At 70.9% G+C, this 512-nt stretch carries 1 protein-coding gene; it reads right to left on the reverse strand.

Annotated elements, in window-relative coordinates:
* A partial coding sequence (locus PUR56_RS25515; protein ID WP_329950619.1) for an AMP-binding protein occupies positions 1–512 on the reverse strand: 512 nt, incomplete at both ends.

Genomic DNA, 512 nt, shown 5'->3' on the forward strand with positions numbered 1-512 from the left:
CACCAACGCCGACAACGCCAACGGATCCCGCACCGTCACACGATCCGCCAACACCACCGAAGCCCCACGCACCAACGGCCCGAACAACTCCAACCCCGCGATGTCGAACGACACCGTCGTCACCGCGACCAACGCATCACCCGGCCCCAGACCCAACCGACCGTCCATCGCCGCCAGGAAACCCGCGAACGCCCCGTGCGACACCACCACACCCTTCGGACGCCCCGTCGAACCCGACGTGTGGATCACATACGCCGCCCCCTCCGGATCCACCGGCACGCCACCGAACGGCTCGGCGGACTCCGTCGCACGGACCGTCTCCGGATCGTCCAGCAGCAGCACCGGGACGCCCTCCGGCAGTACGGCCGCGCTCTCCCCCACCGCGACCGTGCAGACCGGGCCGGCGTCCTCCACCATGAACGCCAGCCGCTCCGCCGGGAAGCCCGGATCCAGCGGCAGATACCCCGCCCCCGACCGCAACACCGCCACCATCGCCACCACCAGGTCCACCG

Source organism: Streptomyces sp. BE303 (genome assembly GCF_036290945.1).
Classification (GTDB): domain Bacteria; phylum Actinomycetota; class Actinomycetes; order Streptomycetales; family Streptomycetaceae; genus Kitasatospora.